This is a genomic window from Variovorax sp. OV084, from assembly GCF_900111625.1.
GTDB lineage: Bacteria > Pseudomonadota > Gammaproteobacteria > Burkholderiales > Burkholderiaceae_C > Variovorax.
In genome coordinates this window covers 18,501-44,461 of sequence record NZ_FOII01000019.1, presented here as the reverse complement: position 1 = coordinate 44,461, position 25,961 = coordinate 18,501, and the positions used below count along the sequence as shown (strand labels likewise).

Sequence of the window (25,961 nt, the reverse complement as noted above, 5' to 3'; positions counted from 1 at the left end):
CCAGGGGCCGGGTCAACAGGCGGACATGAAAGTTGGATTCACTGGCCTTGCAGGTTCAGAATGCCCGTTCCCGGCAGACTGTAGCCTCCGTTGAAACCAACGCTTGCAAATTAGATTGCACACAATCTAATTGCTCGCTACAATTCAGCTCATGCGCTCCACCCCAGTCCCCGCCGACGAAATGCTCAAGCTGGACAACCAGCTGTGTTTCGCCGTGTACTCCGCCTCCCTGGCCATGACGCGGCTCTACAAGCCGGTGCTGGAAAAGCTGCAGCTCACCTACCCCCAATACCTCGTGATGCTCGCCCTCTGGGAGCAAGACGGCCTCATGGTCTCCGAGCTCGGCGAGAAGCTCTCGCTCGACTCGGGCACGCTCACGCCGCTGCTCAAGCGCCTCGAAGCCAACGGCTACGTGGCCCGTGTGCGCGACGTGACCGACGAGCGCCGCGTGCACATCACGCTGACAGCCGCCGGCCGCAGGCTCAAGAGCCGCGCATCCAACGTGCCGGCCTGCCTGATGGCCGCCACCGAATGCTCGGTGCCCGAACTGATTTCGCTCACCCAGCAGATCCAGACCCTGCGCGACCGCATCAAGAAGGCAGCCTGACGCAGCGCAACATTTTTCTCCCGCTTCGGTCGATCCCATCAAGAAAGAACGAAGCCTTTCACCACCCTCCCTCCACTTCATCATCACCAAAGGAATCACCATGACCACCAAGCTCGACAAAGTTCTCTACACCGCAGAAGCTCACACCGTCGGCGGCCGTGACGGCGCAGGCAAGTCCAGCGATGGCGCCATCGACGTCAAGCTGAGCTCGCCCGGTTCCGGCAAGCCCGGCACCAACCCCGAGCAGCTGTTCGCGGTCGGCTATGCCGCCTGCTTCATCGGCGCGATGAAGGCCGTCGGCCCGAAGATCGGCGTGAAGGTGCCTGAAGACGTCGCCATCGACTCCAGCGTTTCCCTTGGCCCGACGAACGGCGGCGCGGCTTACGGCATCGCCGTGAAGCTGGCGATCACGCTGCCCGGCCTGGATGCAGATGCCAAGCAGAAGCTGGTCGACACCGCTCACCAGGTTTGCCCCTACTCGAACGCCACCCGCGGCAACATCGACGTCGAACTCACCATCGCCTAAGCTCCCCGAGCACACGCGAACAAGCGGTCCGGCCACAAGCCGGGCCGCTTTTTTCATGCCCGCCGATGTCTCACGGGTGACGCCAAAACCCGCCGCGAGATAGCGCCTTTCATCAAGCTTGGCTAACGTAGCTGGACACCAACTGCCAGGAGCCTCGCTCATGAGCACCACCAGCTTCCTCATCCGCAAAGACCAGCTCGCCACCACGCGCCTGCACACCGCCACCGACGAAGCGCTCGCCGACGGCCAGGTGCGCGTGCGCATCGACAGCTTTGCGCTCACTTCCAACAACATCACGTATGCCGCCTTCGGCGACGCGATGAGCTACTGGCAGTTCTTCCCGAGCGGCGAAGAGGGCTGGGGCAGCATTCCCGTGTGGGGTTTTGCGAGCGTGGTGCAGTCGCTGCACCCGGGCGTGGCGGTGGGCGAACGGCTCTACGGCTACTGGCCAATGGCTTCAGCCGCGGTGCTGAGCCCCGGGCGGCTCTCGCCCGAGCGCTTCACCGACGTGGCGCCGCACCGCGCAGAGCTGCCCGCCGTCTACAACCAGTACTTCCGCTGCGCGAGCGATGCGCTCTATACGGCCGACACCGAAGACACCCAGGCCCTGCTGCGCCCGCTGTTCATCACCTCGTGGCTGATCGACGACTTCATGGCCGACAACGATTTCTTCGGCGCGAAGACCATGCTGCTGTCGAGCGCATCGAGCAAGACGGCCTACGGCACCGCCTTCCAGCTGCACCAGCGCGAGGGCATCGAGGTGATCGGCCTGACCTCGCCCTCCAACGTGGCCTTCTGCGAAAGCCTCGGCTGCTACGACCGCGTGGTGACCTACGACGCACTCGACACCATCGCGGCCGACACGCCCTGCGTGTACGTCGACTTCGCCGGCAACGGCGCGCTGCGCAACGCCATCCACGAGCGCTTCACGAATCTCGCATACAGCAGCTCCATCGGCGGCACGCACGTCGAGCAGCTTGCGACCAAGGGCGCGGGCAAGGACTTGTCGGGCCCGCGCGCCACGCTGTTCTTCGCACCGGCGCAGATCAAGAAGCGCACCACCGAATGGGGCCCCGACGAATTCGGGCGCCGCATGGTCGCGGCCTGGCACAACTTCCTGGCCACCGTCACCAATGCGAAGGCCCCCTGGCTGCACGCCGAACACCACGATGGCGGCGAGGCAGTGCAGGCCGCCTACGCGCAGGTGCTCGCGGGCAAGGGCGACCCGCGCACGGGCCATATCCTTTCTCTTTACAAACAACCTGCAAGCGCGTGAGCCCGCGGGGCGCCGTGTGGCGACAATCGCCGCATGACCCTTTCTTCCGCGGCGCCCGCGAACACACATCCTTACGAGAGCCTCACGCCAGACGTGGTGCTCGACGCGCTCGCGACGCTCGGCCTGTACGGCGACGGCCGGCTCACAGGCCTGAACTCCTATGAAAACCGGGTCTACCAAGTCTACCTGGAGGATCGCAGTGCCGTGGTGGTCAAGTTCTACCGCCCCGGCCGCTGGAGCGAAGCCGAGATCCTCGAAGAGCACGGCTTCTCGCTCGAACTGGCCGCCGGCGAAGTGCCGGCCGTGCCGCCGCTGGCCTTCGAAGGCAAGACGCTGCATCACCACGCCGGCTTCGCCTTCAGCGTGAGCCCCTACCGCGGCGGCCGCGCACCAGAGCTCGACAACTTCGAGGTGCTCGAGTGGGTGGGCCGCTTTCTGGCGCGCATCCATACCGTGGGCAGCACCAAGCCTTTCGAGGCCCGCCCCGCGCTCGACCTGCAGACCTTCGGCCTCGACTCGCGCGACTGGCTGCTGGAAAACGACAAGATTCCGCTCGACATGCAGCGCGACTGGGAAAAGATCTGCAACGAGGCGCTGGACATGGTTCGCGCGACCGCCCTCGCGCTGCAGCCACCGGCCTCCGACTTCAAGCCCCGCAAGCTGCGCCTGCATGGCGACGTGCATCCCGGCAACATCCTGTGGACGCCCACCGACCGCCCCGGCGGCGGCCCGCACTTCGTCGACCTCGACGACGCGCGCACCGGCTTCGCGGTGCAAGACCTGTGGATGCTGCTGTCGGGCGACCGCGCACAGCGCACGTCGCAACTGTCGGGCCTGCTCGACGGCTACGAGCAGTTCCGCGAATTCGACCGCCGCGAGCTGGCGCTGATCGAGCCGCTGCGCACGCTGCGGCTCATCCACTACAGCGCCTGGCTGGCGCGGCGCTGGGAAGACCCGATCTTCCCGATCAACTTTCCGTGGTTCGGCTCCAGCGACTACTGGAAGGGGCAGATCCTCGTGCTGGAAGACCAGTGCGAGCAGATGGCCGAAGAGCCCCTTTACGCCTAGAAATGTCGGCCCTCCGGCTTTTCACTCCGCTTCGCTGCGTGTAATTCTCCACCCCCCAAGGAGGAGGCCCGGCCGCCTTGGGGCGGCACGGCGGCGGCCGGCTGCGCGTCGACCACGCCCTGCAGCAGCCGCTCGACCAACACATTGGCCGGTCCGTTGCGCCAGATGCCATAGGCCTCCGACTGCGCCACCACCCGATCGAGCGGCCTGAACACCGCGCCGCGCAGGGCCGAATGCCGCATCGCCTGCGGCACCAGCGCCACGCCCATGCCCTGCGACACCAGCGAGACCACGGCCAGCCAATGGCGCACCTCGTGGCGCACCTCGGGCAGAAAGCCCGCGTCGGCGCAGATCGACAGGATGCGCTCGTGATAGTCGGGTGAAGCCTCGCGCGAGAACAGCACGAAGGGCTGCTCGCGCAGGTCGGCCGGGGCCAGCACCCGCTTGCGCGCCAGCGCATGCCCAGCCGGCAGGCAGGCCACGAAGGGTTCGGACAGCAACAGCCGGTGCTGCAGTTCGAGCGGCACGCGGCGCGTGTGGGCAAAGCCGATGTCCAGCCGGTCGTTCAGCAGCTCGGTGATCTGCACGCCGGAGTTGAGTTCGCTCAGCGTGATGCGCACCGCCGGGTGCTTCGCCTGGAAGGCACGCAGCGCCTGCGGCAGGCCCCGGTACAGCATCGCGCCCACGAAGCCGATGCGCAGTCGCCCGGCCGAGCCCAGCGCCACGTCGCGCGCCTCGATGGCGGCTTCTTCCGCCTGCAGCAGCACGCGCCGCGCCGAGATGCGCAGCGCCTCGCCGGCGGGCGTGAGCCGCACCTCCTTGCTGTTGCGCTCGAACAGCCGCGCGCCCACGTTGTCTTCCAGCTGCCGGATCGCCACCGACAGCGGCGGCTGCGAGATCGACAGGCGCCGCGCTGCCCGCCCGAAGTGCAGTTCCTCGGCGAGCACGGAGAAGTAGCGCAGGTGCCGTAGTTCCATGGATAGTCAGATCGAATCGAACAAGACCAAATCGATATTAGACACGGATCGTCGCGGCTTCAACAATGCGCCAAACCAAGGAAACCATGGAGACAAAGCGCATGTCCGCAGAGCACGCCCATCCGATCCCCGATCGCCACGGCCAGAACCTGTTCACCACCGACGCCGAGCTGCACGCGCTGCTCGCGCTCTACCTGCCCGACGACCTGCGCCGCCACATGCAGCCGCACTTCGAGCGCCTGGGCGACCTCGCGGGCGGCCTGCTCGACGAGCTGGCCGGCACCGCCGACCGCAACCCGCCCGTGCTGAAGCAACGCACGCGCACCGGCCTCGACGAGCAGAAGGTCGTGAAGCACCCCGCGTACGTCGAAATGGAACGCCTCGCGCTCAGCGAATTCGGCCTGGCCGCCATCTCGCATCGCGACGACACGCTGGGCTGGAAGGGCAAGATGCCGCCGCTGGTCAAGTACGTGCTGACCTACCTGTTCGTGCAGGCCGAGTTCGGTTTGTGCTGCCCGGTGTCGATGACCGACTCCCTCACGCGCACGCTGAAGAAGTTCGGCAGCCCGGAGCTGCTCGCAAAGTACCTGCCGCGCCTGACCTCTCTCGACTTCGACGAGCTGGCGCAAGGCGCAATGTTCATGACCGAGCAGGCCGCCGGCTCCGACATTGCCGCCACCGCCACGATGGCGCACCAGGAAGCCGACGGCAGCTGGCGCCTTGCCGGCGACAAGTGGTTCTGCTCCAACCCCGATGCCGACTTCGCGATGGTGCTGGCACGCGCCGACGACGGCTTGCCCGGCATGAAGGGCGTGTCGCTGTTCCTGCTGCCGCGCCGGCTCGAAGATGGCGGCCTCAACCACTACCGAATCATCCGGCTGAAGGACAAGCTGGGCACGCGCTCGATGGCCAGCGGCGAGATCCGCCTCGAAGGCGCGGTCGCGTACCTCGTGGGTGAAGCGGGCCGCGGCTTCGTGCAGATGGCGGACATGGTCAACAACTCGCGCCTGTCGAACGGCGTGCGCGCTGCCGGCCTGATGCGCCGTGCGGTGGCCGAGGCCGAGTTCATCGCATCCGAGCGCCGCGCCTTCGGCCGCACGCTCGACCAGATGCCGCTGATGCAGCGCCAGCTCGACAAGCTGCGCCTGCCGGCCGAGCAGGCGCGCACGATGGTGTGCCAGACGGCCCTGGCGCTCGCGCGTTCCGACGCGGCCGAGCCCGACGCGTATGCGCTGCTGCGCATCCTCACGCCGCTCATCAAGTTCCGCGCCTGCCGCGATGCGCGCAAGGTCACGGGCGACGCGATGGAAGTGCGCGGCGGCTGCGGCTACATCGAGGAATGGAGCGACGCGCGCCTCGTGCGCGATGCGCACCTGGGCTCGATCTGGGAAGGCACGAGCAACATCGTGGCGCTCGACGTGATTCGCGCGGTGAAGCGCGAAGGCTCGCTGCCGGTGCTGCGCGCGCACTGCGCGAAGCAGCTGGGAGATGCGGCGCTCGCTCCTGGCTTTGCGAAGGCCTTGCGCGATGCACTCGACCGCGCCGCAGCGCTGACCGAAACCGCCGCGCGTGAAGGCGGCGACGTGCTCGCGCGGCAGGCCGCATCGGCGCTTTATCACTGCACCAGCGCCATCGCGATGGCCTGGGAGGCCGCACACAGCGGCTCCGCACCGCGCATGCGCTGGGCGCAATTGGTGCTGCTGCACCGCGTGCTGCCGCGTGATCCGCTCTCGCCCGATGCCATGCCCGCGGACTGGAATGCCGCCACCGTTCAATCCGCGCCCGTGCCGGCCTGAGCCTCTTTTCCCCTCATACAAAAACGGAGACATCCCTTGAAACGCTTCCCCTTCCTGCTGGCCGCCTGCGCCACGCTGCTGACAGCAATGCCCGCAGCGCAAGCCGCCGACGCCTTCCCCACCAAGCCCCTGATGCTGGTCGTTCCCTTCCCGCCCGGCGGCCCCACCGACGCGATGGCCCGCACGCTGGCCGCCGAGATGAAGGACCGCCTCGGCCAGCCCATGATCGTGGAGAACCGCGCAGGCGCCGGCGGCAACATCGGCGCCGAATACGTGGCGCGCGCCGAGGCCGACGGCCACACACTGCTGTTCGGCACCTCGGGCCCGTTGGCCATCAACGCGAGCCTGTACCGCAAGATCAACTACGACCCGGTGAAGAGCTTCGCGCCGGTGATCCAGGTCGGCTACCTGCCCAACATCCTGGTGGTGAACCCCGCCCTGCCCGTGAAGACCGTGCCGGAGCTCGTGGCCTACGCCAAGGCCAACCCCGGCAAGCTCAGCTATGCATCGTCTGGCAACGGCGCGTCGTCGCACCTCGCGGGCGTGCTCTTCAACTCGGTGGCGGGCACCGATCTGCAGCACATTCCCTACAAGGGCACCGGCCCCGCGCTCAACGACCTGCTGGGCAACCAGGTCAGCATGACCTTCACCGACATCCTCACCGCGCTGCCTTACGTCAAGGCCGGCAAGCTGCGCGCACTGGGCGTGGCCACCGTCGCGCGCTCGCAGGCGCTGCCCGACGTGCCAACGATTTCAGAGCAGGGCTACAAGGGCTACGACGTGAGCGTGTTCTTCGGCATCGTCGCGCCGGCCGGCACGCCAGCCGACCGCGTGAGCAAGCTCAACCATGCCTTCGCCGAAGTGCTGAACTCGCCCAAGGTGAAGCAGATGTTCGCGGCGCAAGGCCTCGAAGCTTCGGCCGACACTTCGCCGCAGAAGCTGGGGCAGTTCATTGGTAGCGAGTCTGTGAAGTGGAAGGACGTGGTGAAGAAGTCGGGGGCGCAGCTGGATTGATGCAGCTGCGTTGTCCGGGGCGCGCTCACACCGACGGGAGACATTCGCGGAGGGGAGTACCCGGTGTCATTCGCACGCACCCCGAAAGAACGAACAACCGAAAGCACCGAAATGACACAAGCCCCAAAAGGCGCCCTGGCAGGCATCCGAGTACTAGACATCTCCCGTATCCTCGGCGGCCCCTACTGCGGCCAGATCCTCGGCGATCACGGTGCCGACGTGCTCAAGGTCGAGCCGCCACAGGGCGACGACACGCGCACATGGGGCCCGCCCTTCAGGGAAGGCGTGGCCTCGTACTACCACGGGCTCAACCGCAACAAGCGCGTGCAGCACCTCGACTTCTCGACGGAAGAAGGCCGCACTGCACTGCTCGCGCTGGTGGCCGAAGCCGACGTGCTGATCGAGAACTTCAAGACCGGCACGATGGAACGCTGGGGCATCGGCTACGAAACGCTGTCGCAGCGCTTTCCGCGCCTCGTGTGGTGCCGCGTGTCGGGCTTCGGCGCCGACGGCCCGCTAGGTGCGCTGCCGGGCTATGACGCCGCCGTGCAGGCCATGACCGGCATCATGAGCATCAACGGCGAAGCCGACGGCGGTCCGCTGCGCGTGGGCCTGCCGGTGGTCGACATGGTGACCGGGCTGAACGCAGTCATCGGCGTGCTGCTCGCTCTGCAGGAGCGCCAGCGCAGCGGGCGTGGGCAGTTCGTGGAGGCAGCGCTGTACGACAGCGGCCTGTCGCTGCTGCATCCGCATGCGGCCAACTGGTTCATGGACGGCACCGAGCCGCGCCGCACCGGCAATGCGCATCCGAACATCTATCCGTACGACGCGCTGGCCACCGGCACCGACCCGGTGTTCGTGGCCGTGGGCAACGACCGGCAGTTCGCCAGCCTGTGCCGCTGCATCGGGCTGCCCGATCTGGCGGACGATCCGCTCTACCGCACGGCCGGCGCTCGCTCGGTGCATCGCGACGGACTCAAGCAGCAACTCGAGGTGGCGATGGCGGCCTTCGATGGCCGCGCGCTGGTCGAGCAACTGATGGCGGCCGGCGTGCCCGCCGCGCCAGTGCTGCCAGTCGATGCCGCGTTGCAGCATCCGCACACGCTGCACCGCGAGATGGTGGTGGAGATGCCCGGCGGATATCGCGGCATCGGCGCGCCGGTGAAGCTGAGCCGCACGCCGGCAAGCTACCGGCATGCGCCACTCACGCCGGGCGATGCCTTCCTGCCGCTGGACGACTCAATGGAGCAGTGATGATCGGCCGCGGCCGATGCCGTAGTACGCGATGCCCGCAGACTCGACCTCCGCGGCGTCGTAGACATTGCGGCCATCGAAGATCGCCGGCGTGCGCAGTGCCTTCGCGATGCCCGCGAAATCGGGCCGCCGGAACTCCGCCCACTCGGTAACGAGTGCCAGCACATCGGCGCCCTGCAGGGCCTCTTGCGCCGTGTCGCACCAGCGCACGTCATCGCGCTCGCCGATGAGGCCGCGTGCGTTCGGCATTGCCGCCGGGTCGTATACCTGCACGCGCGCACCGGCGGCCCACAGCCGCTCCAGCAGCACGAGGCTCGGCGCATCGCGCATGTCGTCGGTATCTGGCTTGAAGGCCAGGCCCCACACGGCGATGGTCTTGCCCGCGATGCGGCCTTCGAAGTGGTGCGTCATCAGGTCGAACAGCCGGCCCTTCTGCTCGTGGTTCGTGGCCTCGACCGCCGAGAGGATGCGAAGCGCATGGCCGTCGCGGTCGGCCGCGTACCTCAGCGCCCGCACGTCCTTCGCGAGGCACGAGCCGCCATAGCCCGCGCCCGCTTGCAGAAAGTCGGGCCCGATGCGCCGGTCGGCACCGATGCCGCGTCGCACCATCTCGATGTCGGCGCCCGCATGCTCGGCCAGGCGGGCCATCTCGTTCATGAAGCTGATGCGGGTGGCGAGCATGGCGTTGGCCGCGTACTTGGTGAGCTCGGCCGAGCGGCGGTCCATCACCAGCAACTGCCTTGTCGGGTCCTCGATGAAGGGTTCGTAGAGCCGGGTCAGCAGGTCGACGGCCCACGGGTTTTCGCTGCCGATCACCACGCGGTCGGGCCGCCGGCAGTCGCGCACGGCCGAGCCTTCGCGCAGGAACTCGGGGTTCGCCGCCACCGCGATGCGAAGCCGCGCGCCGCGTTGCGAGAGCTCGCCGCTCAATACCGCCTCGACCTGGTCGGCAGTGCCCACCGGCGCGGTCGACTTGCACACGACCACCGCCTCGCGGTCACGGTGCCGCCCGATGCCTGCTGCCACGGCCATCACATGGCGCAGGTCGACGCAGCCTTCGGCATCGGCCGGCGTGTTCACCACGATGAAGAGCACGTCGCCATGCAGGCAGGCCGTGCGCTCGTCGGCGGTGAACTGCAGCGTTCCGGCGGCCAGGCCAGCGACCACCAGCGCCTCCAGGTCCGGTTCATGCAAGGGCATCAGGCCGCGCTGCAGCCCTTCGATGCGCGCCAAATCCGCGTCCGCGCACAGCACTTCGTGGCCCGCTTCGGCCAGGCAGGCGGCAAAGCTCAGGCCCACGTAGCCGGCGCCGAAGATGCTGACTTTCATGGGCGAGCCCATGGCGCACGGCACTGGTGGCGGGCGCGGTTGTGCGATAAAAGCAGGATGCAAGCCTTCAAAACAATGTCCGGACAGGAAAATTCGATGATGCCCGATCAAGTTGCCGCGCGTTGCGCGCTGGTCCTGGAGACCAACAACCTGCGCGGCGGAGCCGATGCCGAGGCCAAAGCGGGCACCAGCCTGCAGCGCCTCGTCGCCCTGCTGGCGAAGCAGAAACTGCCGCTCACCGCGCTCGCACAGGTGGTCGTCACGCACGACGGGCTGAGCCCGGCCACCTGCGAGGCCGTGAGCAAGCTCGCAGGCTGCCCGGTCGACTTCGTGCGCATCGACGCCGCTACCGGCTACTACGACGCCAAGAACGTCGGCTTCGAGGCCACCGATGCGCAACGCTGCACGCACGTGGTGTTCGCCGACGCCGACTGCCTGCCCGACGACGACTGGCTGCTGCAGATGCTGCTGCCGTTCACCCGAAGCGACGCGCCCGCCGTGGTGGCTGGCCGCACCAGCTACGCGGCCAACGTGGTCGGCACCGCGCTCACGACCATCGACTTCATGTATTTCCCCAACGCGGACCATGCCGGCGCCACGAGCAACTTCTACGCGAACAACGTGGCCTTCCGCCGCGACGTGTTCGAGCAGCACAGCTACCAGGCGCTCGACGGCGTGTACCGCGCGCACTGCCAGGTGCTGGGCATGCGGCTGAAGGCGGCGGGCGTGCCGATCCACTACGCGGCACAGGCCCACACCGAACACCGCCTGCCCGATACGCGCGCCGAGGCGCTCAAGCTGCGCTGGATGCGCGGGCAGGACACGTACTCGCTCACGCCGCACCTGCTGCGCAGCTACGTATCGCCGCGCTGGCAGTGGCTTGCGAAGAGCGGGCCGATCGGGCCGCTGGCCGTGCTGTTCACCCGGCTGGGGTTCAGCGTGAAGGCGCTCAATCACCAAGACCTGCCGCCGCTGCGCGGGCTGCGCTGGCTCGCGGGCGTGGCGTTGATCCTCGGCTTCTCGGCGGTCGACATGCTGGGTGCGTTCGCGCGCGGCATCGGGTGGCACACCACGGGCAGCACCAACGCCGACGCGCAGGCGCTTTCGTATCACCGGCCCTGAACGCCTTTCGCGCCTTCCTTCTCTTCCAGAAGAACAACAAGACAAGAACATGCCAATTCGCTCTTCATTCATCGCTCGCCAGCTGACGCTCGGCCTCGCGCTCGCCGGCGCCTTCACGCTGGCGAGTGCAGCCGACTTTGTCGGCCGCGGCGTCTTCAACTTCAAGTCCGACGCCGGCTGCCCCTTCGCCGCGCTCGCGGGCCCCGGCAACGACTGCAACCGCCTCGCCCTCGACGACCCCGACACGCGCGCCGCACTCGACAGCGCCGCGCACACCATCCGCTTCGTCAACACGCGCAGCTACAACGAGAAAACCATCGTCGGCGACGTGCTGTTGCAAGGTTCCGGCCGGGCGCGCAGCGGCCAGCGCGTGCCGCTGACCTTTCATGCGCTGGTGAGCCGTTCGGGCAGCGAATGGTCGGTGAGCAGCCACGCCCACTCGCCCATGGGCGGCGAGTTCAGCGACATCCGCATCGACCCATACCAGATCGTGGTGGTGAACGAGGCGACCACCGACCATGTGCTGCTCACAGCCGACCAGGTCGTCGAGGCGCTGGCCAAGCCTTCGCTGACCGCGCGCCTGGCCAACGTGCTGGTGCAGGTGGAAGACAACCGCACGAATGGCGCAAGGGACGCCGACATCACCATCGGCCTCGGCCTGAGCAAGGCCTCGAAGTCGGTAGCGCGCGCGCGCTTTCATGCGCCGGCCGCCAGGGGGATGCAACTGGCCGAGGCCATGCAGCAGGGCAACTGGACGCTGGAGCTGCAGGCGCTGAGCGGCCAGATCCCGCACCAGGTGGTGCAGCGCGACATGTTCCTGTACGGGCTCGAATCGCAGTCGCTGCTGCAGCCGTTGCTGCAGCGCGGCTTCCGCAAGAACGAGAAGCTCGTGCTCGGCGCCGCCAACGGCAAGGGCTATGTGCGCTACGACGGCCAGCAACGCGAATTCGCGGGTGCCGATGCCGCCGCGCGCGCCTTCCTGCAGGACAGCTTCATCGGGCTGGTGCTGGGCTGGCAGCAGCAGACACCACAGACCACGAAGGCCAAGGCCGATGGCCGCTGAGCCAGCCGACGACATCGCAGCCGGCTTCGACTGCCTCTCTGCGCCCACCTTGCGCGGCTGGCCGGCCCTGCAGGCCCGCCTCGTGCACCACGTCAAGCGCGCCGCACTGCGCCAGCTGCATGCGAGCAATGCTGGTGAGATGCTGTTGCTGCGCTTCTATCTGGTGGGCGAGGAATCATCCGAGCAGGCCCTGCAGCGCGAGCTGCGCATTGCCCCGCCCGAGTGGCTGGCGCGCCAGCTCGACCAGCACCTGGCCGATGAGCAACACCATGCGCGGCTGTTCGCGCAGGCCATCGTCGAGCGCGGCGGCAACGCGCAGGCGGCAGCTTCACCCGAAGAGGCGCCGCAGCCCGACTGGTTCAGCCGCCGCAAGCTCGCGCGCTGGCAGGCGCTCATTCGCCGCCATGCCCCGCACTTTGCGCACGGCGGGCTGGTGCCGGCCTATGCCATTGGCCTTGCGGCCGAGCAGATGGCCTCGCGCATCCTGCAGCGCCATTGCGCGCTGATCGGCCCGCAACATGCGCTGCACCCGCTGCTGTCGCGCGTGCTGATTGATGAAGACCGCCACATCCGTCTGTGCAGCCACACCTTGCAGCGCTGCGTGGCGCCGCATGAACAGGCGCGGCTCGCGCAACTGATGCGCGAGGTGCGCGACACCGAGCGCGGCTTCGGCGTCACGGGCGCACTAGGCATGTGGATCGCCGGCGTGGCGCTGCGGCTGCGCCCCGGCGCAGCGCGGCCGGTGCAGCAGCATCACGCCTGAGCGATGCCGCCGCGCATCCTCTACCTCGCGACCGCGGACGCGCGCGGCCACCTGATGCGTGCGCAGCTGCTGGCCCATGCGCTGCGCGCAGCCGGCGCGCAGGTGCAGGTGCTCACCACCTCGGACGAAGGCGCGCGCTTTCTCGCCGGCTTCGACATCGATGCGCCAGTGCTCTCGCGCCATTACGCCGTGCAGTTCGACACGCAGCAGAACATGCTGCGCCGCGAAACCGACCGCAACGTGGCGCACTACATGTTCCGCCCCGAACGCATGCTGCGCGACGTGTGGCGGCTGCGCGCACGCTTTCGTGAAGCCGACCTGGTGGTGAACGACTCGTTCCACCCCGCGCTGCTGCTGATGGGCTGGCTGCCGTTCTGGCGGCGCAAGGTCGTGCACGTGTACGGCGCCAGCCTGCGCCGCGCGCTCGAAACCAATTTCAAGGGACGGATGCCCGGCGCAATTGCGAAGCTGTTCGGCGGCATCGTGGCGTGGCAGATCGACCGCAGCCTCGCGCGCATCGAGCACGACTTCGCTTATGGCGAGCCGCAGCACGACGGCCACGGCCGCCACCGGCTGGCCACGCCGGTCGCGGTGGTCGATGCGGTGGACCACAGCGAAGCGGCGCAGCGCGCGGCTGCCGTGTACCTCAATCCGCATTTCCAGGAGCCGGCACTGGCCGACGGCCTCGAACAGGGTCTTGCCGACGCGGGCGTGCCAGCACATCTCGTCGGCGAAGGCTATGCCCATCGGCCGCATTGGCATGCGCGCGACGAGCACTGGATAGAGGCGGCAGCGCACAGCGCGTTCATCGTTTCGGCACCGGGCATGGCGGCGCTGTCTATCGCGGCGGTCTACCGCAAACCGATCCTGCTGCTGCTGACCGACCAGCCGGAGCAGGCGATCAACGCGGGGCGCGCGGCACAGCTTGGTCTGGCGCACCGTGTGGTGGTGTGGCGCGGCGATGCGCCGAAGTTTGCACGGGCAGTTGCCGCCGCGGCCGGCGAATTGCTTGCACTGCCGGCTAGCGTGGCGGATGCCACTGCGGGGCGACAGGGGGCCATCGAACGGCTCCGGCACTGGACTACGCTGCTGTACGGCCTTTCCTCGACAGCTACCCGATAACCCCACGCGCCGTATCGATCAACGCGCGAAATACCCGCGTCATCGCACGCACCGGATGCATCTCGGACCACGGCTTCGCTGTTGTCTTCGGCGGCGCGGAGATCACTCCCCGGCCCATGCGCAGCGACACCTGCAGCTTCCTGATGGTGAAAGCCGGTTGGGCCATGCGGCGCCCCGTGCCGGCGGCCACGACGAACTGCAGCACCAGGCACTTGCGTCCCGCCGTCGGTTCGATCTCGAACACCAGACTGCGCCGCCGTGCGCCGGTGCCGCGCTGACCCGGCAGCACCGTGCCGTCGAATATGGCGAGCACGCTGGTGGCCTTGGCGTTGCTGCGGTAGTCGATGCTCACCTCGAGCCGGTACGGCCGCTGGTGCGACAGCACAGGTGACTGCGCCAGCGAAGGCAAGGGAATGACGAGGCAGGCCAGTTCGCCCTCGCTGCGCGCGCCATCGCCGTCGAAGCCCGCCCAGCCGTGACTGAGCCAGCTCATCGCGGGGCTGCCGGGATGGAACAGGTAGGAACGGCCCATCTGCAGCTCGGCCACTTCGGGCAGGCCTTGTGTCTGGTCGTCGAGGCCCCAGCGCGTGAGGAAGGCGCGGTCGATCGCCGCTGCGGGCCAGGCCGTGAGGCTCGGCTTGGCATTGTTGTTGTCGTCGGCGCCGCAGGCCGCGGCCATGAAATCCATCGCGCCCAACGCGGCGCCCACGGGGATCCAGTCAGAGCAGGTCTCGGGCAGCAACCCGGCCCCATTGCGGTCGGCGCGGATCAGCGCGTGCGCGGGCTTGCGAAAGTAGCGCGCCTCGGTCAGCACACTCGACGACAGGCTGGATGCGAAATGCACATTGGCAGCCGACAGCAGCGCGTACGTGTTCTCCTTTGTCCACGCCACATTGGGAATGGCGCGCGCAATGGGCGCCAGGTCGTGCAACGCATTCTCATAAGGGTGCGGCTTGATGACCAGCAAGTCGACGCTGTTCGCCAGCTCGCGCAGCGGTGCGATCACGCTGGCAGGGTGCATGGTGCGTCCACCACTGACCAGCGACAGGTCGACCAGGCTCTGGCCGAAGAACAGGCCTACGCGCAGCCGCGGATCGAACAGCGAGGCCGCGCCGTGGCGCGCGAAGCGGCCCTTGAGCGCGCTCGCGTGGTTCCAGAACAGCTCTTCGTCCACGCGACGCGACAGCAGCGCGGCTTCGATCACGGGGTCATTGGTGCGCGCGCAGAAGTGCAGATGCTCGGTGAAGCGGCGCGGATCGATCTCGATGTCCAGGTAGCTCGCGCCGCTGCGGTCTATGCACTGCTGCAGCGCGGGCGTGAGGCCCCAGCCGATCACGAGGCAGCCGGGGTCGAACATCGGCAGGCCCTCGCGCCCGGCCAGCGGCAACAGGTTGGCGATGCAGGCGCGCGCCCAGCCGGCTGGGGTGCAGGGCAGCTCCAACCGGTCCATCAGGCGCTCGACGTCGATGCGGCCGCCTTCCGACAGCGGCGTGATCTCGCGCACCGGCAGGCCCAGGCGGCCCAGCGCGGTGTCGAAGAAGCCCCGGAGGAAGCGCCGGTTGGCGGCGTGATACTGCAGCCCGTTGGCTGGAGAGCGGAAGAAGTCGTCCGCAAAAATGACGTGGTGGAACCGGCTCGTGGTCATGGGTCTCGGGAGGACCGGCCTGCCCCTTGCAACCCGCCTCGCCGACCTTTTCTGTGCGATGCGCCAATCTAGGCAGCGACTCTTAGTTCAAAGTGAGGAAGGCTCGGCACATGCGCAAAGTTGCCGTAAAGGACCTGCTCAGTCGAGCGAGAGATTGAGATCGCGGATCAGCGGATGCCAGCGCGCCGACTCGCCCTGCAGCAGCGCCGCGAACTGCGAAGGCGCATCGCCCACCGGCTCGACACCGAACTCGGCAAGCTTGCGCAGCACGGCGGGGTTGTGGATGGCGCTGGCCACCGACTGCTGCAGCCGCATCACGATCTCGCCCGGGGTGTTGGCGGGCACCACCAGGCCCATGAACGCGGCAGCTTCGACGCGCGGCATGCCTAGCTCGGCAAAGGTGGGGACGTTGGGCAGTTCCTTCAGCCGCTGCGGGTGCGCCACCGCCAGCGCGCGCAGCTTGCCCCCCTGGATGAAGCGGCGCGACGCGGCCAGGTCGCACATCAGCACCGGCAACTGGCCGCCCGCCACGTCGGCCAGCGCGGGCGCGGCGCCGCGGTAGGGCACGTGCACCATCTCCAGCCCTGCCTCGCGTTCGAGCAGTTCCATCGCCAGGTGCTGCGGACTGCCGGTGCCGGCCGAGGCAAAGCTGACCTTGCCGGGAAAGGCGCGCGCATCGTCGATGAAGGCGCGCGCGTCCCTCACGCCGCTGGAAGGGCCTACCAGCAGCACCATCGGCAGCCGGCCCAGCAGGGTGACGGGCGCGAAGTCGCGCGAGGGGTTGTAGCTGAGGTTGCGATACAGCGCGGGGTTGAACACCAGCGTGCCGTTGTCGGCCGACAGCAGCGTGTAGCCGTCGGCCGGGGCGCGCGCGGCCTCGATGGCGCCGAGCGCGGTGTTGCCGCCTGCGCGGTTCTCGATGATCACCGGCTGGCCTGCGTCGATGGCGAGCTGCGTGCCGATGGTTCGCGCGACGATGTCGGCGCCGGCCCCTGCGGGGTACGGCACGATCCAGCGGATGGGCCTGGCGGGGTATGCGGCCTGCGCCTTCGCTGCGCGGGGCAGTCCCGTGGCCGCGAGGGCGGCTATGGACAAGAAGTGCAGCAGCAGCGGTCGACGGGTCATGGACGACTGTCTCCGGAGGAGATACCAGCCGCGATGTTAGGCCGGGTCGCGTGTTCGTGTGAAAGGCGCGTCGATCAGGGCGCGACGGGGTTTCCGGGCGTGCCGGTTTCGCGGGCCGAGGCCGCAGCGGCAGCCACGGCCGGGGTGCGGTACTTGATGTTCACGGCGGGCGCCGGAGGCTCCGGGGGCGGACGCGTGATCTTGACGAGGGGCGGCCGGGCCGGTGCCGCGGTGCGTGCCACCGAGGAGGCAGCAGGTGCCTGGGCCGCAGCAGCAGGAGTGGCGATGGGCGTGAACGGATCGGCAGGTGTCGAATAGCGCACGGGGACAACCGTCGCCGGCGTTCCCGCAGGGGTCGGCGCCGAAGCCACGGGTGCTACAGGTGCCACAGGTGCAGCGGGCGGAGCGACCGCCACAGCAGCGGGAGCCGCAGGCGCGGCCTTGGGGTCATAAAGCACAGCGCCCTTGCTGACCCCCGTGGCCACCGGCCCTACGCCGACACCCACGCCGGCCGAGCCCGACACCTGCCCGCCGTTGTTCACGGCCACGCCCGCACCGAGCGGACCGAAGCCGGTGTTGAGCCCCACCGAGAAATTGCCGTCCTTGGTGGCGCCCAGCCCCAGCGAGAGCCCGGGCACCAGCGGAATGCCGACGTGATAGTGAGAACAGCCGCCCGTCAGAAGCAACAGCAGCGCCGCCGGAACGACGGCTGCTGCACGAGGGACGCGCGGCCGGTCGTTCACACCAGCAGCGCGTTGACGCGCCTCACGTAGGCGGCCGGGTCGGCCGGCAGCCCGCCTTCGGCGAGCAGCGCCTGGTCGAACAGGATGTTCGCGAGATCGTCGAAATGCGACGAGCCCTCGAGCTTCTTCACCAGCGGATGCTCGGCGTTCACTTCGAGCACCGGCTTCAGTTCGGGCGCGGGCTGGCCGGCCTGCTTGAGCATGCGCGCGAGCTGCGTGCTCATGCCGCCGTCCTGCACCACGAGGCAGGCGGGCGAATCGACCAGGCGGGTGGTCACGCGCACGTCTTCGGCCTTGTCCTTGAGCGCTTCCTTGAGCTTCTCGAGCATGGGCTTGAACGACTCGGCAGCTTCCTCGGCGGCCTTCTTCTCGGACTCGTCCTGCAGCTTGCCGAGATCGACCGCGCCCTTGGCCACGCTCTGCAGCGGGGTGCCGTCGAACTCGCTCAGATAGTTCAGCGCCCACTCGTCGACACGGTCGGTCATGAGCAGCACCTCGATGCCCTTCTTCTTGAAGACTTCGAGCTGCGGGCTGTTCTTGGCGGCGGCGAGCGTGTCGGCCGTGATGTAGTAGATCGCGTCCTGGCCTTCCTTCATGCGGGCCTTGTAGTCCGCGAAGCTCACGCTCACCGCATCGGTGGTGGTGGAGGCGTAGCGCAGCAGCTTGGCGATGCGGTCACGGTTGCCCATGTCTTCGCCCAGGCCTTCTTTCAGCACCGCGCCGAACTCGGCGTAGAACTTGGCGTACTTGCCGGATTCATCGGCAGCCGCGGCAGCAGTTTCGGCCGCAGTGGGCGTGTTCTTGTCGACGACATCGGTCACGCCTTCGGTCGGATCGGGTGCAGGCACCGATTCGCCCGAGCCCACGTCGATCTTGCCTTCGCCGCTCTCGGGCGCGGTCTTCTGCTTCTTCGCCAGGTCTTCCAGCATGCCGAGCACGCGCTTGGTGCTGCCTTCGCGGATCGCCTTCACGTCGCGGCTTTCCTGCAGCAGCTCGCGGCTCACGTTCAGCGGCAGGTCGGCGGAGTCGATCACGCCCTTGACGAAGCGCAGGTAGCTGGGCATCAGCGCCTCGGCATCGTCCATGATGAAGACGCGCTTCACGTAGAGCTTCACGCCCGCGCTCTTGTCGCGGTTCCACAGGTCGAACGGGGCCTTGGCCGGGATGTACAGCAGCTGCGTGTACTCGGTGCTGCCTTCCACGCGGTTGTGGCTCCAGGCGAGCGGGGCCTCATAGTCGTGGCTGATGCTCTTGTAGAACTCTTCGTACTGATCGGTGGTGATGTCCTTCTTGGGGCGGCTCCACAGGGCGTTGGCCTTGTTGACGGTTTCCCACTCGCCGGTCTTCACCATGTCGCCGGGCTGGTCGTTCTCGCCGTCCTTCCACTCTTCCTTTTCCATCAGGATGGGCAGGGAGATGTGGTCGGAGTACTTGCCGACGATCTGCTTGATCTTCCAGGCGTTGAGGTATTCGTCAGCGTCGTCGCGCAGGTGCAGCGTGATGCTGGTGCCGCGCTCTGCGCGCGTGATGTCGGCCACCTCGAAGTCGCCGGCGCCGCCGCTGGCCCAGCGCACGCCCTGGTCGGCGGGCAGGCCCGCGCGGCGCGATTCGACGGTGATCTTGTCGGCCACGATGAAGCCCGAGTAGAAGCCCACGCCGAACTGGCCGATGAGCTGAGCGTCGGCTTTCTGATCGCCGCTGAGCTTGCTCATGAAGTCTTTTGTGCCGCTCTTGGCGATGGTGCCGAGGTTGTCGATGGCCTCCTGGCGCGACAGGCCGATGCCCTTGTCGGTGATGGTGATGGTGCGCGCGGCCTTGTCGAAGCTCAGGCGCACGTCGAGCTCTGGCTGGTCTTCATACAGCTCGGGGTGGTCGAGCGCCTCGAAGCGCAGCTTGTCGCACGCGTCCGACGCGTTCGAGATCAGCTCGCGCAGGAAGATTTCCTTGTTCGAATACAGCGCATGCGTGACGAGGTGCAGCAGTTGCGCGACTTCAGCCTGGAAGGGGAGTTTGGTTTTGGAGGAATCAGCCATGGAAAGAGAAATATCGAAGCCAAAAAATTCTATGCCGGGCACGGCGTCCATGCGGTGACGCTGTGCCAACTTCTTCAAATGGGTGGTCTTTCGACCTCATCAAGAGGCAAATGGGGTCGAAAGGCTCCATTTTGCGCACCCCTGAAGGCGTAAGACCAACGTTCTCGCCCGGGGAAGCCTTCCGGGTCACGAAATATTAACGGTCGTCAACACTTCTGAAATATCCTGCGTTGATCCGGAACAGGGCCGCAACACCCGGGAGACAAAACAGGGATGTCGCCAGATGATTCGAACAACGCCGTGGACCGTACCTGGTCCCGTCGGAGCCCTGTGGCATCCGAGGGGCGTGCTCGTGTGGCTCGAATGCACGACCGCCCTGGCATGGCTGTCCTGCGCGCAGGCGCAGGCCGAGCCCCAGAAACCCCAGGCCGTGGCTGACGCACGCATCGAGACCCTCGACCGTGCACAGGCGGAGCAGGCGCGGCTGAAGGCGCTCGTCGACTCCGCGCCCAAGGCCTACGAAGACCGCTTCGAGACTCTCGATGCCGATACCGCGGCAGCCGACGCAACGCCCGAAGCCGAGCAGCCGCAGGGTTATCGCGCCTGGCTGGTGGAAAGCCGCATCGGCTTCGGCGACGCCACGACCACCGGCTACGGCCGCCAGCGCGCGACCGAGTTCGGCCAGCGTTTCGAGTACCGGCGCGAAACCCTCAACTACGGCGAGTTCGTTCTGCAGGCCGACGGCCGCCACCTGGGTGGCGACAACAGCGCGAGCGGCATCGGCATCGGCTCGCTGGGCTATGCGCGCGAGGCAACCAGCGGCCGCTTCACGCTGCGCAACCTCGGCTTTCCGCTGACCACGCAGACCTTCACCGACACCGCCGTGGGCGACATCTACAGCGAAGTCACCGATGGCCTGGCGCGCAACTACAGGCTCACGCTGGGCTCGTCCACGGTGCGCGGCGCTTCGACGCGCATCTTCAGCACGGATCTCGACGTGCGCGCCGGCATCGGCCAGCGCGGCAACCTCACTGGCGGGCCGTACCCCGGCTTCGAGAAGAGCCAGGGCACGCTCGGCTGGCTCGGGGCCACGCTGCGCCTGGGCGATCCATGGTTCGCCTCGTTCCAGCTCGACCAGGCGCGCGACATTCCGGCCTATTACATCGACCCCATCACGGCGATGGGGATCGGCCGCAAGGACGTCACGAGCTGGGCAACGTCGATCGGCTACGGCCGCGAGGTGGTGCGCGACGGCGACTTCAAGGCGCGCGCCACACTGGTCGGCAGCCGCGTCAACTCGCCCACGCCGGGTGTGGCGACCGGCAACTCGCAGGGCCTCTTCATCGAGGCGAGCGCGCGCACCGGCCTGTACCGCCATGAATTCGGCATCTACACCGCGCGGCCCAACCTGTACTTCGGCGACTACGCGCTGGCGACCGGCACGCGCGGCGCGTACTGGCGCGTGGACCGCAACACCAGCCGCATGAGCTGGGGCGCCGGCCTGGACTACGAGCGCGCGGCGCCGGACACCAGCTTCCATCTCTCGGGCTACCGGCGCTTCGGCGCGAGCGGCAACTTCCAATACCTGTTCGACCGCTACAACTCCGTCGGCGGCAGCCTGAGCGCGTACCGCACGCGCTACGACGGGCTGAAAGACGGCAGCACCACAAGCTCCGCCGGTAGCGGCGACGGGCGCAGCCTCTACGGCAGCGCCTTCTACCAGACCCGCTTCTTCGACTGGCCGCGCAGCCGCTTCACGCTGACGGTGCGGCGCAACGAGCTGATCGTGCTCGGCGACAGCGCCGCCACCGGCCAGGAAGTGCAGTGGGAGCAGGACTGGATCGGCGGGCGCTACGAGACGATGCGCCCCGAGCTCACCACCACCCTCGGCCATGCGCGCGACAGCAGCGGCGGCACCACCCGCAGCTACCCGACGGCGGGCCTGCAATTCCGCTACTGGATCGACAGCGGCTTCAACGTCGGCGGCAACCTGCGCTACACCTCGCAAAGCGGCGGCCTCTACACCAGCCGCGGCCTGTCGGGCTCGCTCATGGCCGAGAAGGAGCTGGGCGCGGGCTGGCGCGTGGGCTTCATGGCCAACTTCAACCAGGCGCGCGCATCGCTGCTGCCGACCTCTTATTCCGCACCCAATCTCTATCGCAGCAATGAGAAGACCGCCTACGTCTACCTGCGCTGGGAGGGCAGCGCGGGCACGGCCTACCGGGCGGCGGGCATGCGCGGCGAGGGTGCGGGCGGCGGCAGCGTGTCGGGCCGCGTGTTCTATGACGCCAACCGCGACGGCGAGCAGCAGTCAGGCGAAGGCGGCGTGGCCGGCGTCGAGGTGCTGCTCGACGGCCGCTACCGCGCCATCACCGATCGCGACGGCCGCTTCGAATTTCCGCTGGTAACCACCGGCCGGCATCAACTGACGCTCACGCTCGAAAGCGTGCCGTTGCCCTGGGGCGCGACCGGCGACACGGGGACGAGCGTAAACGTGCCGTTGCGTGGCCAGGCCACTGCCGCGATTCCCGTGGTCAAGGTGGGCGAATGAACCACGACACCGACCTTTCGATTTTTTTCCCCGCATACACAACCCCAAGGAGACTTCATGACCCGAAAACCCATTGCCCGCCTCGCGCTGGCCGCCTCGCTCACAGGCCTCGCCCTTGCCGGAGCACCCGCCATGGCCGAGAGCCAGTACGGCTCCGGCACGGGCACGATCACGGCGCAGGCCAAGGTGAACCTGAGCGTGACGGTGCCCAAGCTGATCCTGCTGCGCGTCGGTTCGACCAACACCACGGTCGACACAGTGACCTGGACTTCAGCCCTCAGCATTCCGGGCGTGCCCACTACGCCAGTGGTGGGCAACAACACCAACGTGGACTGGAACGGCGCGGCGCCCACCGTCACGACCACGTCCGCCGCGAGCACGCTCACCGTGTACGCCTGGACCAACGCCGGCGCCGGCACCATCAACTGCGCCATGGGCGCCTGGGCGCCCCTCACGGGCGGCCCGACGAACGCGGACTTCACCGTCACCGCGACGGGCACGCTGCCGCACCCGGGCGCCAACCTCGGCGCCTGCGCCTCGACCTCGTTCCCCTCGAACGCGGTCGCCACCGGCACCTGGGCCTACTCGCTGGGTGGCACGCCCGCCGGCTGGGCTGCGAACACGTACACGAACACCATCACGTACACAGCCCAGGGCATCTGATGACGCGCAGCCGCCGATGCCAGGCGATCGCCACGACGGCGCTCGTGGCGGCGGCGAGCCTCGCCCCGCCCGCCCACGCCGTCATCACCACGGTGACCGACACGGGCAGCAGCTACGGCCTGACCCTGCGCGTGGGATCGCCCGGCGCGACCATCGACACGGTGGCCTTCAGCGTGACCGGCGCCAACGCCGGGCTGACCCCCACGGCCGTGACCGGCACACCGACCATCGACGTCTGGGTGATGCCGGTGCGCCCCATAGCCAACACCACGGTGGCGCGGCCGGTGACGCTGCGCGTCGATTCCTCCATCGCGCTGACCTGCCAGTCGGGCGGCTGCGGCGCCACGACCATTCCCTTCAGCAAGATCAGCTGGGTGGCCACGAACAACAGCAACGCCGCCTCTGGCGACATCCAGAACGGCCGCTTCACCGCCGCCGCCAACCAGTCGATCGCGAGCTACGACGCGAACGCCACCTTCTGCGTCGGCCTGCTCGGCCTGCCCTGCGTCCTGGGCGTCGGCACCTGGACCTACCTGTCGCGCAACGTGACTGCCACGCGGCTGCAGTTCTCCTACGACAACGACGTGGTGTACCCAGGCGGCAACTACAAGGGCACCGTGCGCTTCACGGCCTCGATGGAATGACCTCCCTGCGCTTTCACCGATGGCCAGCCGCTGCACTGCTGCTCTGCGGTGCAGCGCTCGCCCCCGCATGGGCGGCGGTCGCCCGGCTCGACGATTCGGCCTCCCCGCGCGCACAGGTGCGCAGCGATTTCAGCAACGCCCAGGGGATGGACGGCAACATGGTCGTGCTGCCCCTCGGGCGCATCGAGTACCGGCTGGCCACTGCCCCCCACGTGGGCCGGCGCGCGCGCATCTTCTATGTGATTCCGTCGATGGTCGCGGGCCTGCGCTCGCCGGCCGGAATGCAGGTGCAATGGCGTGGCAACGGCGCCTTCGCAAGCGGCAGCGGCCGGCCCGGCGACCGGGTGCAGGTGTGGAACGGCGTGGTCCAGGCGCCCTGGATGAACGAGACCTTCGAGTTGACGCTGCGCGTCGACCCCCGCGAGCTGCGCATGCCTTCGGGCTCGGCGCTGAGCTTCGAGTCGTTCTTCGAAATCGAAACCCTGCCATGAACGTTTTTCTCTCTCCCTCTTCTCTCGTCCTCCTGCTGCTGGCAGCGGCCGGCGCAGCAACAGCCGCGCCCTTCGAGCTGGCCGTCACGCCGTCGCGCTTCGAACTCTCGGGCAAGGCCGGCGCGCGCCTGGGGCAGTCGCTCGACATCCACAACCTGGCGCCGACCGCCACCGAGGTGACGATGCGCACCATCGACTGGAGCTATTCGGCCGAAGGCAACATCGGCTACCACGACGAGCTGCTGCCCGGCAGCTGCAGGCCGTGGGTGGTGCTGGAGCGGCGCAGCGTTTCGGTGCCGGCGCGCAGCAAGAAGGCGTTCCGCTTCCAGGTCGATCCGCCGGCCGACGCGCCGCGCGGCGAGTGCCGCTTCATGATCGCCATCGAGGGCACGGAGCCGGCGCAGCAGACCATCATCCAGAGCGGCGGCGCCAGCCTGAGCCTGCCGGTCACGGGCCGCATCGCGGTGGCGGTGTACGTCATGCTCAACGGCGCCGAGCCCAAGCTCGAAATCAAGCAGATTGCCAGCGGAGAAACAAACGGCGCACGCCGCACGCTGGTGACCGTGAGCAACACGGGCGACGCGCACGGCCGGCTCGAAGGCAGCCTGGACGCCACCGACAGCAAGGGCCGCGCGTTCGAACTGGTGCCCGAAGGCACCCCCATCCTGCCGGGCCAGACACGCACGCTGGCACTGGTGCCCAAGGGCGAGAGCGGCCAGCCCGCGCCGCAGCCCGCCTACCCGGTCAAGGCCAGCGGTACGCTGGACTGGGACAAGGGCAGCTTCAAGGTGGACATGGAGCTCAAGTGACGCACCGTATAGGCCCCCTGGCAGGCACGTTCTCGGGCCTGCTCGCCACGGCCGTCGGCATGGCGCCGATGGGGGCTACGCACGCCGCATCGAGCACCGTCGGCCCGAGCGCCTCGGTGCCGCTGACCACCGGGTTGGTGAACCTCGACTTCACGATCGCCATCGACAAGTTCATCTTCTTTCGCATCGGCGACGGCGCGTGGCCCACGCCGGGCGGCACCACGAGCACGGTGAGCTTCGTGCTGACGCCGTCGATCCCGGGCGGGCCCACCACGCCGGTCGCGGGCAACAACACGCCCGTGAACTGGAGCGGCGCGGCGCCGACCTTCAGCGTCACGCCGAGCGGCAACGCGCTGCCGGTCGAGGTGCGCAGCAATGCGGGGCAGGTCACGCTGCGGGCAGCCGCGACCGCGCCGCTCACGAGCGGGGCAAACACGATCCCGCTGTCGGAGATCACGATCGCCAGCAGCGACAGCAACCTGCCCGCGCCGCCGATTCCCAACTCGGGCACGGGCACCACGGTCAATGTCGTGGGCACCAGCTTCGCCAACCTCGTCACCCAGCGCACCGCGACCTGGACCTTCTCGTACGCAAACCTGGCCAGCCGCACCGCCGGCACCTACACCGGACAAGTCACCTTCACGGCCAGTTCGCCCTGATTGGCTCTTTCCGGCGTGCAAGTCAGCTGGCGCTGGGATCGCTCGCCAAAGCTGCGCGGTGGATCTTTTCCTTCACCCCTCCAGGAGCTTTGCATGAACAACAAGAAATCCCGCATGCTGTGCGTCGCAGCCTTCCTCGGGCTCGCCTCGCTCGGCGCGCAGGCACAGGTTCCGGCCGATGCGCCCGCCGGCACCACCGTGCAATGCAAGGACGGCAGCTACGCATCGCCCGACACCAAGTCCGGTGCCTGCCGCGGTCACAAGGGCATCAAGACCTGGTTCGGCAAGGCCGCGCCGGCTGCTGCCGGTGCTGCGGCGACAACTGCGCCGGCCGCAGCGGCTGCGCCCGCACCCGCGGTCGAGACCCAGTCGGCGAAGGTCGACAAGACCGGCGTGGCACCGAGCACCGGCACGGCCACCAGGACGCCGGGCTCGCCCGACCTCACGAAGATGGCGGCCGCGCCCGGTGGCGGCGCAGGCAAGGTGTGGGCGAACGACGAGACCAAGGTCTATCACTGCATGGGCGACCGCTACTACGGCAAGACCAAGAAGGGCGAGTACCTGACGGAGGCCGATGCCAAGGCCAAGGGCATGCACGCGTCTCACAACAAGACCTGCACGTCCTGAAGGGCTCCTTCCAGAAACACCGCGGAACCGGCTTTGCCGGGCCGCTGGTGTTGC

General features: G+C 68.1%; 24 protein-coding genes. 18 read left to right on the top strand and 6 right to left on the bottom strand.

The genetic code is table 11. From position 1 onward, the window contains the following. Nucleotides 1-151 precede the first annotated feature (151 nt). From BMW87_RS29200 to BMW87_RS29185, 4 genes are all read left to right on the top strand, one after another. Entirely contained in the window at nucleotides 152-607 is a 456-nt protein-coding gene (locus BMW87_RS29200; protein ID WP_093080987.1) for a MarR family winged helix-turn-helix transcriptional regulator, read from the top strand. A 100-nt stretch (nucleotides 608-707) separates the two neighbouring features. Then, a complete protein-coding gene (locus BMW87_RS29195) occupies nucleotides 708-1,133 on the top strand; it encodes an organic hydroperoxide resistance protein (protein WP_093058675.1) in 426 nt (141 codons plus the stop codon). A 160-nt stretch (nucleotides 1,134-1,293) separates the two neighbouring features. Then, on the top strand, nucleotides 1,294-2,409 hold the full coding sequence (locus tag BMW87_RS29190) for a DUF2855 family protein (RefSeq protein WP_177192869.1): 1,116 nt from the start codon (nucleotides 1,294-1,296) through the stop codon (nucleotides 2,407-2,409). Nucleotides 2,410-2,442: 33 nt separating this feature from the next. After that, nucleotides 2,443-3,477, top strand: coding sequence for a serine/threonine protein kinase (locus BMW87_RS29185; RefSeq protein WP_093080982.1), 1,035 nt, complete (start codon nucleotides 2,443-2,445; stop codon nucleotides 3,475-3,477). Here the strand turns inward: BMW87_RS29185 and BMW87_RS29180 are convergent. Then, nucleotides 3,474-4,454 carry a LysR family transcriptional regulator gene (locus BMW87_RS29180; protein WP_093080980.1) on the bottom strand — a complete coding sequence of 327 codons (981 nt, stop codon included), beginning with the start codon at nucleotides 4,452-4,454 and terminating at the stop codon, nucleotides 3,474-3,476. The two genes, BMW87_RS29185 and BMW87_RS29180, sit on opposite strands and share 4 nt — an antisense overlap. A gap of 101 nt (nucleotides 4,455-4,555) precedes the next feature. On the opposite strand from BMW87_RS29180, the gene BMW87_RS29175 reads away from it, so the two are divergent. From BMW87_RS29175 to BMW87_RS29165, 3 genes are all read left to right on the top strand, one after another. Continuing rightward, nucleotides 4,556-6,250, top strand: coding sequence for an acyl-CoA dehydrogenase family protein (locus BMW87_RS29175; protein WP_093081083.1), 1,695 nt, complete (start codon nucleotides 4,556-4,558; stop codon nucleotides 6,248-6,250). 36 nt (nucleotides 6,251-6,286) lie between these two features. Next, on the top strand, nucleotides 6,287-7,264 hold the full coding sequence (locus BMW87_RS29170; protein WP_093080977.1) for a Bug family tripartite tricarboxylate transporter substrate binding protein: 978 nt from the start codon (nucleotides 6,287-6,289) through the stop codon (nucleotides 7,262-7,264). Between the two features lie 111 nt (nucleotides 7,265-7,375). Further along, the gene (locus BMW87_RS29165; RefSeq protein ID WP_093080975.1) at nucleotides 7,376-8,518 is read left to right on the top strand and encodes a CaiB/BaiF CoA transferase family protein; all 1,143 of its coding nucleotides are present in this window, start codon (nucleotides 7,376-7,378) and stop codon (nucleotides 8,516-8,518) included. Here BMW87_RS29165 and BMW87_RS29160 read toward each other — a convergent pair. Continuing rightward, on the bottom strand, nucleotides 8,504-9,847 hold the full coding sequence (locus BMW87_RS29160) for a UDP-glucose dehydrogenase family protein (RefSeq protein ID WP_093081081.1): 1,344 nt from the start codon (nucleotides 9,845-9,847) through the stop codon (nucleotides 8,504-8,506). The genes BMW87_RS29165 and BMW87_RS29160 overlap by 15 nt on opposite strands. Nucleotides 9,848-9,943: 96 nt before the next feature. Here BMW87_RS29160 and BMW87_RS29155 point away from each other — a divergent pair, with 96 nt between their 5' ends. From BMW87_RS29155 to BMW87_RS29140, 4 genes are read left to right on the top strand one after another with little or no spacing between them, the layout of a single operon-like run. After that, nucleotides 9,944-10,969 (top strand): glycosyltransferase family 2 protein, encoded by a 1,026-nt coding sequence (locus BMW87_RS29155; protein ID WP_093080972.1) that lies wholly within the window; start codon nucleotides 9,944-9,946, stop codon nucleotides 10,967-10,969. 49 nt (nucleotides 10,970-11,018) lie between these two features. Then, nucleotides 11,019-12,032 (top strand): hypothetical protein, encoded by a 1,014-nt coding sequence (locus BMW87_RS29150; RefSeq protein WP_093080970.1) that lies wholly within the window; start codon nucleotides 11,019-11,021, stop codon nucleotides 12,030-12,032. Then, a complete protein-coding gene (locus BMW87_RS29145) occupies nucleotides 12,022-12,795 on the top strand; it encodes a ferritin family protein (RefSeq protein WP_093080967.1) in 774 nt (257 codons plus the stop codon). The genes BMW87_RS29150 and BMW87_RS29145 overlap by 11 nt, the downstream gene beginning before the upstream one ends. 3 nt (nucleotides 12,796-12,798) lie before the next feature. Further along, complete coding sequence (locus BMW87_RS29140; protein ID WP_093080965.1) at nucleotides 12,799-13,917, top strand: glycosyltransferase family protein; 1,119 nt, start codon at nucleotides 12,799-12,801, stop codon at nucleotides 13,915-13,917. Here BMW87_RS29140 and BMW87_RS29135 read toward each other — a convergent pair. The 4 genes from BMW87_RS29135 to htpG all read right to left on the bottom strand — a co-directional run bounded on the left by BMW87_RS29135 (nucleotide 13,907) and on the right by htpG (nucleotide 19,463). Beyond that, the gene (locus tag BMW87_RS29135; RefSeq protein WP_093080962.1) at nucleotides 13,907-15,562 is read right to left on the bottom strand and encodes a hypothetical protein; all 1,656 of its coding nucleotides are present in this window, start codon (nucleotides 15,560-15,562) and stop codon (nucleotides 13,907-13,909) included. The two genes, BMW87_RS29140 and BMW87_RS29135, sit on opposite strands and share 11 nt — an antisense overlap. A 138-nt stretch (nucleotides 15,563-15,700) precedes the next feature. Further along, nucleotides 15,701-16,687, bottom strand: a complete 987-nt coding sequence (locus BMW87_RS29130) for a Bug family tripartite tricarboxylate transporter substrate binding protein (protein ID WP_093080960.1) — start codon at nucleotides 16,685-16,687, stop codon at nucleotides 15,701-15,703. A 74-nt stretch (nucleotides 16,688-16,761) separates the two neighbouring features. Continuing rightward, nucleotides 16,762-17,430, bottom strand: a complete 669-nt coding sequence (locus BMW87_RS29125; RefSeq protein WP_093080957.1) for a hypothetical protein — start codon at nucleotides 17,428-17,430, stop codon at nucleotides 16,762-16,764. Continuing rightward, nucleotides 17,427-19,463: a molecular chaperone HtpG gene (gene htpG / locus BMW87_RS29120; RefSeq protein WP_093081078.1), complete on the bottom strand. Its 2,037-nt coding sequence runs from the start codon at nucleotides 19,461-19,463 to the stop codon at nucleotides 17,427-17,429. The genes BMW87_RS29125 and htpG overlap by 4 nt, the downstream gene beginning before the upstream one ends. 283 nt (nucleotides 19,464-19,746) lie before the next feature. Between htpG and BMW87_RS29115 the strand changes: the two genes are divergently transcribed. The 7 genes from BMW87_RS29115 to BMW87_RS29085 all read left to right on the top strand — a co-directional run bounded on the left by BMW87_RS29115 (nucleotide 19,747) and on the right by BMW87_RS29085 (nucleotide 25,907). Continuing rightward, nucleotides 19,747-22,014 carry an SdrD B-like domain-containing protein gene (locus tag BMW87_RS29115; RefSeq protein ID WP_093080955.1) on the top strand — a complete coding sequence of 756 codons (2,268 nt, stop codon included), beginning with the start codon at nucleotides 19,747-19,749 and terminating at the stop codon, nucleotides 22,012-22,014. 57 nt (nucleotides 22,015-22,071) lie between these two features. Beyond that, entirely contained in the window at nucleotides 22,072-22,677 is a 606-nt protein-coding gene (locus BMW87_RS29110; protein WP_093080952.1) for a hypothetical protein, read from the top strand. Next, nucleotides 22,677-23,321, top strand: a complete 645-nt coding sequence (locus BMW87_RS29105; RefSeq protein ID WP_093080950.1) for a hypothetical protein — start codon at nucleotides 22,677-22,679, stop codon at nucleotides 23,319-23,321. Before BMW87_RS29110 ends, BMW87_RS29105 begins: the two co-directional genes overlap by 1 nt. Further along, nucleotides 23,318-23,812, top strand: coding sequence for a hypothetical protein (locus tag BMW87_RS29100; RefSeq protein WP_093080948.1), 495 nt, complete (start codon nucleotides 23,318-23,320; stop codon nucleotides 23,810-23,812). Before BMW87_RS29105 ends, BMW87_RS29100 begins: the two co-directional genes overlap by 4 nt. Continuing rightward, nucleotides 23,809-24,621 (top strand): COG1470 family protein, encoded by an 813-nt coding sequence (locus BMW87_RS29095; protein ID WP_093080946.1) that lies wholly within the window; start codon nucleotides 23,809-23,811, stop codon nucleotides 24,619-24,621. Before BMW87_RS29100 ends, BMW87_RS29095 begins: the two co-directional genes overlap by 4 nt. Next, a complete protein-coding gene (locus tag BMW87_RS29090) occupies nucleotides 24,618-25,280 on the top strand; it encodes a hypothetical protein (protein ID WP_256216966.1) in 663 nt (220 codons plus the stop codon). The genes BMW87_RS29095 and BMW87_RS29090 overlap by 4 nt, the downstream gene beginning before the upstream one ends. Before the next feature lie 93 nt (nucleotides 25,281-25,373). Continuing rightward, nucleotides 25,374-25,907, top strand: coding sequence for a DUF3761 domain-containing protein (locus BMW87_RS29085; protein ID WP_256216965.1), 534 nt, complete (start codon nucleotides 25,374-25,376; stop codon nucleotides 25,905-25,907). Nucleotides 25,908-25,961: the final 54 nt, after the last annotated feature.

What these genes read in the sequence shown, in the direction of transcription:
- BMW87_RS29095 (WP_093080946.1), top strand. Translation starts at nt 23,809, where the DNA reads ATGAACGTTTTTCTCTCTCCCTCTTCTCTCGTCCTCCTGCTGCTGGCA.
- BMW87_RS29085 (WP_256216965.1), top strand. Translation starts at nt 25,374, where the DNA reads ATGAACAACAAGAAATCCCGCATGCTGTGCGTCGCAGCCTTCCTCGGG.
- BMW87_RS29200 (WP_093080987.1), top strand. Translation starts at nt 152, where the DNA reads ATGCGCTCCACCCCAGTCCCCGCCGACGAAATGCTCAAGCTGGACAAC.
- BMW87_RS29175 (WP_093081083.1), top strand. Translation starts at nt 4,556, where the DNA reads ATGTCCGCAGAGCACGCCCATCCGATCCCCGATCGCCACGGCCAGAAC.
- BMW87_RS29130 (WP_093080960.1), bottom strand. Translation starts at nt 16,687, where the DNA reads ATGACCCGTCGACCGCTGCTGCTGCACTTCTTGTCCATAGCCGCCCTC.
- BMW87_RS29100 (WP_093080948.1), top strand. Translation starts at nt 23,318, where the DNA reads ATGACCTCCCTGCGCTTTCACCGATGGCCAGCCGCTGCACTGCTGCTC.
- BMW87_RS29185 (WP_093080982.1), top strand. Translation starts at nt 2,443, where the DNA reads ATGACCCTTTCTTCCGCGGCGCCCGCGAACACACATCCTTACGAGAGC.
- BMW87_RS29150 (WP_093080970.1), top strand. Translation starts at nt 11,019, where the DNA reads ATGCCAATTCGCTCTTCATTCATCGCTCGCCAGCTGACGCTCGGCCTC.
- BMW87_RS29160 (WP_093081081.1), bottom strand. Translation starts at nt 9,847, where the DNA reads ATGAAAGTCAGCATCTTCGGCGCCGGCTACGTGGGCCTGAGCTTTGCC.
- BMW87_RS29165 (WP_093080975.1), top strand. Translation starts at nt 7,376, where the DNA reads ATGACACAAGCCCCAAAAGGCGCCCTGGCAGGCATCCGAGTACTAGAC.
- BMW87_RS29155 (WP_093080972.1), top strand. Translation starts at nt 9,944, where the DNA reads ATGATGCCCGATCAAGTTGCCGCGCGTTGCGCGCTGGTCCTGGAGACC.
- BMW87_RS29115 (WP_093080955.1), top strand. Translation starts at nt 19,747, where the DNA reads ATGATTCGAACAACGCCGTGGACCGTACCTGGTCCCGTCGGAGCCCTG.
- BMW87_RS29110 (WP_093080952.1), top strand. Translation starts at nt 22,072, where the DNA reads ATGACCCGAAAACCCATTGCCCGCCTCGCGCTGGCCGCCTCGCTCACA.
- BMW87_RS29145 (WP_093080967.1), top strand. Translation starts at nt 12,022, where the DNA reads ATGGCCGCTGAGCCAGCCGACGACATCGCAGCCGGCTTCGACTGCCTC.
- BMW87_RS29195 (WP_093058675.1), top strand. Translation starts at nt 708, where the DNA reads ATGACCACCAAGCTCGACAAAGTTCTCTACACCGCAGAAGCTCACACC.
- BMW87_RS29180 (WP_093080980.1), bottom strand. Translation starts at nt 4,454, where the DNA reads ATGGAACTACGGCACCTGCGCTACTTCTCCGTGCTCGCCGAGGAACTG.
- BMW87_RS29135 (WP_093080962.1), bottom strand. Translation starts at nt 15,562, where the DNA reads ATGACCACGAGCCGGTTCCACCACGTCATTTTTGCGGACGACTTCTTC.
- htpG (WP_093081078.1), bottom strand. Translation starts at nt 19,463, where the DNA reads ATGGCTGATTCCTCCAAAACCAAACTCCCCTTCCAGGCTGAAGTCGCG.
- BMW87_RS29140 (WP_093080965.1), top strand. Translation starts at nt 12,799, where the DNA reads ATGCCGCCGCGCATCCTCTACCTCGCGACCGCGGACGCGCGCGGCCAC.
- BMW87_RS29105 (WP_093080950.1), top strand. Translation starts at nt 22,677, where the DNA reads ATGACGCGCAGCCGCCGATGCCAGGCGATCGCCACGACGGCGCTCGTG.
- BMW87_RS29190 (WP_177192869.1), top strand. Translation starts at nt 1,294, where the DNA reads ATGAGCACCACCAGCTTCCTCATCCGCAAAGACCAGCTCGCCACCACG.